The 8471-nt window shown below is 37.9% G+C and carries 6 protein-coding genes; 3 read left to right on the top strand and 3 right to left on the bottom strand.

What is annotated here, in order from left to right:
• Positions 1-130: 130 nt before the first annotated feature.
• The 3 genes from NIES1031_RS22990 to NIES1031_RS22980 form a co-directional block, all read right to left on the bottom strand.
• Positions 131-1267 carry a polysaccharide pyruvyl transferase family protein gene (locus NIES1031_RS22990; protein ID WP_073551754.1) on the bottom strand — a complete coding sequence of 379 codons (1137 nt, stop codon included), beginning with the start codon at positions 1265-1267 and terminating at the stop codon, positions 131-133.
• Between the two features lie 22 nt (positions 1268-1289).
• Positions 1290-2189: an exostosin family protein gene (locus NIES1031_RS22985; protein WP_073551753.1), complete on the bottom strand. Its 900-nt coding sequence runs from the start codon at positions 2187-2189 to the stop codon at positions 1290-1292.
• 67 nt (positions 2190-2256) lie between these two features.
• Complete coding sequence (locus tag NIES1031_RS22980) at positions 2257-3156, bottom strand: FkbM family methyltransferase (protein ID WP_084544455.1); 900 nt, start codon at positions 3154-3156, stop codon at positions 2257-2259.
• Positions 3157-3642: 486 nt separating this feature from the next.
• Between NIES1031_RS22980 and NIES1031_RS22975 the strand changes: the two genes are divergently transcribed.
• From NIES1031_RS22975 to NIES1031_RS22965, 3 genes are all read left to right on the top strand, one after another.
• Positions 3643-5601 carry an SBBP repeat-containing protein gene (locus tag NIES1031_RS22975; protein WP_084544454.1) on the top strand — a complete coding sequence of 653 codons (1959 nt, stop codon included), beginning with the start codon at positions 3643-3645 and terminating at the stop codon, positions 5599-5601.
• Positions 5602-5998: 397 nt separating this feature from the next.
• Positions 5999-6619, top strand: coding sequence for a chorismate--pyruvate lyase family protein (locus tag NIES1031_RS22970; RefSeq protein ID WP_236738964.1), 621 nt, complete (start codon positions 5999-6001; stop codon positions 6617-6619).
• 56 nt (positions 6620-6675) lie between these two features.
• On the top strand, positions 6676-8214 hold the full coding sequence (locus NIES1031_RS22965) for a class I adenylate-forming enzyme family protein (RefSeq protein WP_073551751.1): 1539 nt from the start codon (positions 6676-6678) through the stop codon (positions 8212-8214).
• Positions 8215-8471: the final 257 nt, after the last annotated feature.

The following is an 8471-nucleotide window of genomic DNA, read 5'->3' as shown; positions in this document are numbered from 1 at the left end:
TCCTGACTGCTCTACTATCTCCTCTCACTTAATCTTTTATTTAGAAACACGCTCTAATCAGGCAAGAAGTTCATATCTCTCTTAGCTTCTCTACAATAGAGTTGTTGCATGAATCACTAGAAAAGCGAAATCATACTAATGTTTGTGCTAAAATCTGTTGTATTCTTGATCTGCCTTGACGGTAGTTTTTAATTCCTGCCCCTACATGCTTACGTGCCGTTAATGGATCGTTCAGGATATTTCTAATGATTGGGAGTAGCTGTTCGCGATTAAAGCATTCTATAGGAATCGAGTACTCGACTTGACCAATCTCCTGCATAAATCCTCGCACTTTGGAAGCATATTCTACTGCTATAACTGGTACACCTAATCCAGCTGATAGAACTAGTGAGTGGAGGCGCATACCGATTGTTAAATCTAACTGACTAATTAGTTGTATCAGGTATTGCAGCGATTCAAAATAGGGATGAACGACGAATTGGCTTGAACAACGACTGTAGCGGAGGATATCTAAGATACCAATGCGATCGTCATCAGTTGAATGATAGCCTTTCTTGAGAGCCTGAAAGGGGAGAAAGTGGATTGTGGCTCCACACTGTTCTGCTAAAAAATCTGCGATCGCTGCTAATTCCTGCTGGAATTTAGAATATGCATTTACATCTGTAGAGTACCCAGACCCAACTAATGGGCGAACCGTAATGCCAATTTGAATTGCTCGAGCCAAGTGAGTTGAGTGAGGGGATATCTCTGGCAAACCATGTAATGCCAGATCGCTCATAACGTGAATATTTTTACGAACGCCCAGTTTTTCCAATTGAGTTTTAGAATCTGCATCGCGAACTGCCAAGAGATTGACTTGATCGAGAACTTGAGGAATGATCTTCTCAGTCTCCTTTCTCCAGATTTCGCCAACACTAATTCCAAGAACGAGAGTGCGAAGGCGAAGCCTGATTGCCCGCTGTAAAGGACGTAACCAGCGTTCTGCCTTGGAGTTGTTAACACTGTCCCGCAGCAAATCACCACCCCCTAGAATGAAGTACTGATTTTGCAGCATTGTCAGGTTATGTTGAATTTTGAACTCACCACTTTGATAATGGATTGCTTCCACAGAGTGACGGGTCTTAGTGTCCTGAGTGTCCTTAGAAAAGACCGTAACTCGCCATTGATCGTGTTGCTGTAACAGCTTAAGCATCCCAGTCAGCATAGCTTCATCGCCAAGATTATAGTTGCCATAGTATCCACAAATCAAAACTCCTTTTCTTTTCATATTTCCTCCTTACAACGAAAACCTAAGTAACTGTCTGTTCTAGTTCACCTACTTCTGCTTTATTACTTTGTTTATATCTCAAAATCTCTAAAAGGTAACTATTTAGATTCTCGTGTGGTACTGTGAGGGTTTCTCTAGCTCTAGAAAAATTATGTTCTACAATTTCTTTGGAGTATATGAGATTGTTTAAGGAGTCTTTTACAGAAAAATACTCAAAGCCATCATAGATGCTGCATGTGTTTTCAACTATAGGAATTGCTCCACATAAGATAGATTCAAAAAAACGATAAGTCCAGGTATAGTTGCCATCTGGACAGAGAACAAATTGTGAATTGGAAAGGAGATTATAATAATCTTCATCCCATACTTTTATGGGGAACTCTCGACCTCTAGTTGATGAGAAGACGTAAAGACCTACATTTTGATAAATATGTCTACAGTTATAATAATCGACTATTTGTTTGTAAAAGCGTTGGAGTAGATTTTGTAAAGGTTGCTGATTACTCAAAAAAATGTTTTTATAGCCAAATTTTTCTCTAGTCCAAGAATCCAAACATTGTTTTCTTTGTTCAGTCAATAAACCGCAAAATAAAAAGTGAATTTTGCGTTCCTTATTCCACTTGGCTCGGCATTTTATTACCATTTCATGCGGAAATATTAAAGGTTTTGTAAGCGATCCTATCCTGCACTGAGGTTTGGCGTGTGAGATAGTCACTTTGTCTTTAAGTAAGGGAATTCCTTGTATTCCAAGATGATATTTGATATTAAAATACTTACTTAAATGCTGTAAAACTTCTTCAGCCTCTGGTGGAAAATATACATCAAAACCTGACTCTAAAATTGCCCCATATAATCGAATTAACTGAATCTTATCTAGCGGAGTATCAAGCCCAATTTTTCCAAGAGAAACAACTTTGCTCATAATATTTTCTCCTACAAAACGAATTCAATTTTAGATTAAAATTCTCTTTCACTTGTCATAAATTAGGCTAATATAGTGATATTTTTACTTGTGATGAAGCTCTAAGACAAAGTAAGTTTTGTACCTTTCTGGAAGAATCTTCAAATGGTGGAACAAGTTCACCATCCTCTTTTATTGCTTTAGGTACAAAGCCTAAAGCTTCCAGTTGAGCAATAAGCTCCTCTGCCCTATACCCACCAGCCTCAAGAGCCTTGGGATTCAGCTCAACTACCATCACTAGTTCTGGGTTTCTATAAATTGTATCCATCATCCCAGTTAAGACTTGAGGCTCCACGCCCTCAACATCTATCTTCACGAATCCTACTGGTAGGTGATTCACATTTGCCATGTATGCATCGACTGTAGTACTTCTAACCCTAACGCTCCCTTCCTGGTTCTGAGTAAATTCTTTGTTCAGACTATGTGTAGTATTCCCCTTAGAGATAAACAGCTCTACCTCTCCAATCTCATCTGAGAGCGCTACGCAAACTGGCTCTGCAACATGACATCCTCGGGCTTTAATGTTGTGCAGTAGTAATGGATAGTTTTCGGGACAGGGTTCAAAGGCAATTACTTTTCCGCTCGGTCCAACTAAGTCAGAAAATAACCAGGTGAAATAGCCGATATGAGCGCCTATGTCTAAGACAACCATACCTGGTTTAACTAGCTGCTGACACCATTGAACCGTTTCGTATTCGTGCCACTGCATAATCATCTCCCAACGCCAGCGCCATGTCCACCACCAACCACCAGTCACTCGAGATGGAAATTGCATGTCCAGCGTTTTAGTTCCTACAATTACTAGTGTTTTAATAAAATATCTAAATGCTATGCGGTATACAGAAAAACGATTAATATAGCGTGAATAGGCGTTTAGCAGATGTAAATATAGCCTACGAATAAACGATGTTTTAATAGTTATAGTCATAGATTCCTATCTTTAGTTTTCTAGTGTGAGAGTTTGTCATAATTAAAAAATAGCTGCTGGGTAAAAGAGGCTAAGTAAAAGCTATAATTAGCTCCATGACCCTCAAAAATATTTTTTTTGAAGCTAAACCTGCGTTAATTAGGTAGGGAAATTAAGGGTTGATAAAACAACTAACTTTTATTTAAAGCTCCCAGGAAAAACAAGTCGTACTTTAGGATATGTACTGCTAGTATCCTCCAAGTTAAGGCTAGAGCTTGTCAATACATAAAAGTTCAGGCGTTTGTATCGGCATAGAAATATTTGTGAGTGTTGTTTAAAGTATGAACTTTTCTGTATAGACAACATCAGTGGTGGGCACTTAGATAGTACTGAGAGTATTACTTTAGTTTTCCCTAGATTATTACTTTCATTTCTCAATTGATTAGAAAACTTAGAACGGTCATTAGTAATAGCATCTTTAACCAAAAATTTGATTTGGTATTCAAAATGTTGTCTGTTCGACAGCACCGAAAAATTAGTGCAACTAATGAAACTTTAACTTATAGCTTGCAACAAGAGGAAATTGTAGTGAATAACCCAAATAAATCAACAGAAAATGGACTCCTTGAAGCATTAACCCAAAAATACTTGCCTAAGGATGATTTTAATACATCGCTACAAACAATCATCCAAAATCAAGGAAGTAATACTAACAACGTTAATATCCCGCAGGTTAGTTTAAATTTGTATACTCCTGGTAGCGATCTTGCTGCTGGATTTAGACAAAATCAACTAATTGCCGGTCGTTATGGAAATGATGTCCTTATTGGTTTAGATCCTGTTGCTGATAACTCTAGTCAACTACAATTCGATATCTTTCTCGCAGACTTTGAAGTACCAGGTTTATCTCCAAGTCCAGCCCGTAGTTTCGCAAACAAATTCTTTTTGGGTGATTGGCAACAACCCTACTATGCTAATAACGGCAACTACGACTTTGCTGTAGCTTTGAACTTCAATCCCAGTCAGGATGTGATTCAGCTACACGGTACATCAGCAGACTATCAATTGGTTGAATCGAGCCTTGGAACAGCAATATCGTTCCAGGAGGGAAATAACTCTGACTTTGTTGCTTTTGTGCCCCTTGTTTCTGATTTGAATTTAAACGGTAACTATTTCCAGTTTGTAGGGGATACCCCACCAGAAGGACCAGTACTCAATAAAGCCCAGCAACTTGGAACTAGTAAGTTTGATATCGCAAGTGGCGTGTCTACAGATGGAGCGGGAAATGTCTATTTAGTAGGAGGTACCACCGGTGACTTAGGTACCATTCCAGGTAGCGACAGCAACATAGGCTCTCGTGATGCTTGGGTAGCAAGATACAACAGCGATGGTAATCTGGCAGGAATTGTACAGTTTGGTAGTTCCGAGTTTGACACGACATATGACATCGCCACGGACCAAGAAGGAAACGCCTATATAACAGGCGTTACCCAGGGCAATTTAGCTGGTCCTAGGCAGGGAGCAAGTAGTGATACTTGGGTAGCCAAGTATGACAGTCAGGGGAACCAGAAGTGGATTCAACAGTATGGAACCGATATTATTAATACTTCTTTGGCTATTGATATTGATGATGATGGCAATGTTTACCAGGCAGGGTTCACTGTCAAAGCGGGAGGAGTAATTGGTTATCAAGACGATTTCTGGGTGACTAAGTATGATACTAATGGCACCCATTTGTGGTTTAGTGAGTTTGGCGATCCTAACTCTTTTGATGAATGTTATGGTATTGCTGTTAGCAGTCAGGGTAATAGCTATCTTACAGGATGGACTTTGGGAGACTTGACAGGAGAAGGGAATGCTGGAGCCTATGATACCTGGGTGGCTAAATATGACACTAATGGGAACCAGGAGTGGATTCAACAGTTTGGGAGTAGTGATTACGAATTCGCTTGGGATATCGCTGTCGATAGTCAGGGTAATAGCTACGCTACAGGATGGACTTTGGGAGACTTGGGAGGAGAGAATGCTGGCTCCTACGATGCTTGGATAGCTAAATATGACACTAATGGGAACCAGGAGTGGATTCAACAGTTTGGTGGTAGTGGTGCTGACGAAGCCTTTGCAATAGATATTGACGTAAATGACAATATCTTCGTAACAGGTTATACCGACGATGTATTGGAGGGCGTTAACAAGGGCGAGAAAGATGCTTGGGTAGCTAAGTACAACACTGATGGAGACCAATTATGGATTCAACAGTTTGGCACTCCTAACACCGATTTTGCCGGTTCTATTGCTGCTGATAACTTTGGTAGCCTCTTTGTTGTAGGAAATACTGATGGTTCACTTGGAGGTACTAATGCTGGTTCTTGGGATGGCTGGTTAGCCAAGCTCAATTCAAATTCACAGTCCGGAGGAGCTTTGCAAGACTTTACGGCTCCTGGAAACTCAGCTGCTCTGGCATAAAGTATATCGAGCTGAGATACCTGGATGCCACTCTCAGCTTGATGTGCCTAAGTCAACTTTCCTTTAAGGAAAGGTAATCATTGACCAAAATACTACTGAGGATTGAGTAACTTATATCACAATCTCTGTCTTTAAATATGGAGAATAAAAAGTATTTGGTTGAGATATGTAGTGCAAGACGAAAGATGCTCTGGTTGCAAGTCTCTAATTTTAAGTAGAGAGATTGTCTCAATCCTGATTACTTTTGTCTTAAGCCTAAAGCGAAGTGTTGACAGTATTATTAAGTCCCAAATTACAGCACTTCTAAAGTATCTAATAGGAGAAGGTAGTTAAGTTAACGCGATCTTTGCTGCCCAACTTTCTATCCTGATTTTTCAATAGTAGGACTTTAATCACTATGCAAAACAGAATAAGCTTTATGCAACAAAAAAATCTCCTTCCCAGAAGACAAGTAACAACCTTAACCATGAGGAGCAATCTGCAACAATCCTTAAGTTGTACTCGCATAGATCCATTTACTCTAAGTAATTTTCAAAAGATTCTACTGACAACCGATGGAACGATAACGCATATATTGGAAGTATGTTTACTTGAAGCAATTCAGATAGTGAAATTATCAGAAGAACTGGTTTTGCCAACGCAAGATATCCCATTTGTAGAGCTAACGCAAAAAACGGAGATAATTGACAGAAAAGTATTGCTTAGAGGAAAAAAAAGTGGTAAGAACTTTATTTATGCAGAATCATTAATTTTTCCTGAAAAAATAGATGAAAAATTTAGAGATAAATTACTAGGAACCAAAACTCCAATTGGAAAAATTTGGTTTGATTGCAGAGTAGAAACATTTAAAGAAATTTTTAATTCTGGCAAAGAACCTGCTAATGAATTAGCTAGTTATTTTAATATTCAATCAGAATCCAATCTTCTCTTCCGTACATATGGAGTATTTTCAAAACAGCAACTTATAATGCTAATTACTGAAAAGTTTCCCGAAAGCTACTTTACTGAAGCTTGCTAAATTAGAACACTAGGTGTTAGCAACAACAATTATTTTGGCAAATAAGAGAAGTTCAAATGTTAGACCAAGCTTTAGCCACTACTGTCCAAAAGCATCGTGAAAAAACTGCTGTCATCTATAATAATTTAAGAATTAGCTATGCAGAGCTTTATTCTAATACTAGAAGTTTATGTAAAGGTTTAAGTTCAATTGGTGTTGATCAAGGTGATTGTATTGCAATCATTCTGCCGAACTGTCCTGAATTTATTATTAGCTTTTATGCTGCTGCTAGACTAAAAGCTATTGTTTTACCACTCAACCACCTCTTTAAAGAAGATGAACTTTGTTACTACCTTAACGACAGTAATGTTTGTACAATTATTACTGATACTAAGCGACTAGATATCTGCTGTAGAATAATTAAAACAACAGGTAAGAAAATAAAATTAATTATTATTGATGGTGTTCAGGAGTCGATAATAAATTTCTATGACCTAATTCGACAATTTCCAGAAGTACTGGCAAAGGAAGAAAATTGTCTACCTTTTGAAGGGATTTTACTTTATCAATATTCATCAGGTTCGACTGGTAAACCAAAAAAAATATGTAGAACTCAAAAGAACTTATTCCACGAAGTTAATAACTTCACAGCAACAGTTGGTCTAACCTCAGCAGATAATATTCTGTGTGTAGTACCTCTGTATCATGCCTATGGTTTAGGTACGTGTCTGTTAGCTGCCCTCTATAATGGCGCTACTTTGGTCATGTTAGAGCAGTTTTTACAAAATGGCACTCCGACTGAACTACCATTTATGTTTAGATGTTCAAGAGTTCTAGAACTGATGGTAAAAGAGCAAATTACTATTTGCCCTGCTGTACCTTATGTTTTTGAAGCTTTAGTGCAAGCATCTGTAAACAATTGCGTAGATTTATCGACTTTGAGATTATGCATTTCTGCAGGTAATTTTCTACCAAAAAGTGTTTTTGATCGGTTTCTCCAGAAGTTCAATATTCCAGTTAGACAATTGTACGGTTGTACAGAAGCAGGCTCTATTTCAATAAATTTAGACGATCAATTAGAAAAGACCTATAATTCAGTAGGTTGTCCCATGAAAAATGTAAGTCTAAAGATTGTTGATGATAAGGGCAAAGAACTACCTGTCGATGTGAGTGGCGAGATAGTAATTGCAAGCCAAGCACTTGCTAGTGGTTATTATAATACATCAAAACAAAGCCAACAAGCATTTAAGGAAGGCTGTTTTTTAACTGGTGATTTAGGAAAAAAAGACAAGTTTGGTCGTTTGTATATCACTGGTAGAAAAAAAATGTTGATTGATACAGGAGGTCGCAAGGTTAATCCTCTAGAAATTGAGGATGTTCTCATGACTCATCCTAAAGTAAAAGAAGTAGTTGTTATTGGAGTCAAAGATCCAAATGCTAGAGAAGTTATTAAAGCCGTTATTGTAAAGAATGACTTAGGTAATTGTGAAGAGCAAGACATTATATCTTACTGTAGAGAACATTTTGCAGAGTTTAAAATTCCAAGAATTGTTGAATTTCGTAACAAAATCCCCAGGAACTCTTTAGGCAAATTTTTAAGAAAAGATTTGGTTTAGATATAAATAATTTAGATTTATTTGTCTGCAGAAAGAAAATATCCATGTCCAAATATGTGCGAAGGTAGCTGAAAATTTTATAGTAAGTCGCATACTTGCAAAATAGTACTTTCTGAAATCTAGATTCGACTTCACTAGCCATGAAGAACAGGCTTTGTTAACTATAATTTGTAGCTAAATAAGTTGACTAATGTCTGACTATTTTAATCTCTGCGGGTCAAATTCCCCGCCGCTGTGCGGCGTAAAATATAGAGATG

Origin of the sequence: Chroogloeocystis siderophila 5.2 s.c.1, from assembly GCF_001904655.1 — a bacterium.
Classification (GTDB): domain Bacteria; phylum Cyanobacteriota; class Cyanobacteriia; order Cyanobacteriales; family Chroococcidiopsidaceae; genus Chroogloeocystis; species Chroogloeocystis siderophila.
The sequence above is the reverse complement of the archived record's forward strand: the minus strand, read 5'-3'. Positions and strand labels throughout refer to the sequence as shown.

What these genes read in the sequence shown, in the direction of transcription:
- NIES1031_RS22990 (WP_073551754.1), bottom strand. Translation starts at nt 1,267, where the DNA reads ATGAAAAGAAAAGGAGTTTTGATTTGTGGATACTATGGCAACTATAAT.
- NIES1031_RS22985 (WP_073551753.1), bottom strand. Translation starts at nt 2,189, where the DNA reads ATGAGCAAAGTTGTTTCTCTTGGAAAAATTGGGCTTGATACTCCGCTA.
- NIES1031_RS22980 (WP_084544455.1), bottom strand. Translation starts at nt 3,156, where the DNA reads ATGACTATAACTATTAAAACATCGTTTATTCGTAGGCTATATTTACAT.
- NIES1031_RS22975 (WP_084544454.1), top strand. Translation starts at nt 3,643, where the DNA reads ATGTTGTCTGTTCGACAGCACCGAAAAATTAGTGCAACTAATGAAACT.
- NIES1031_RS22970 (WP_236738964.1), top strand. Translation starts at nt 5,999, where the DNA reads ATGCAAAACAGAATAAGCTTTATGCAACAAAAAAATCTCCTTCCCAGA.
- NIES1031_RS22965 (WP_073551751.1), top strand. Translation starts at nt 6,676, where the DNA reads ATGTTAGACCAAGCTTTAGCCACTACTGTCCAAAAGCATCGTGAAAAA.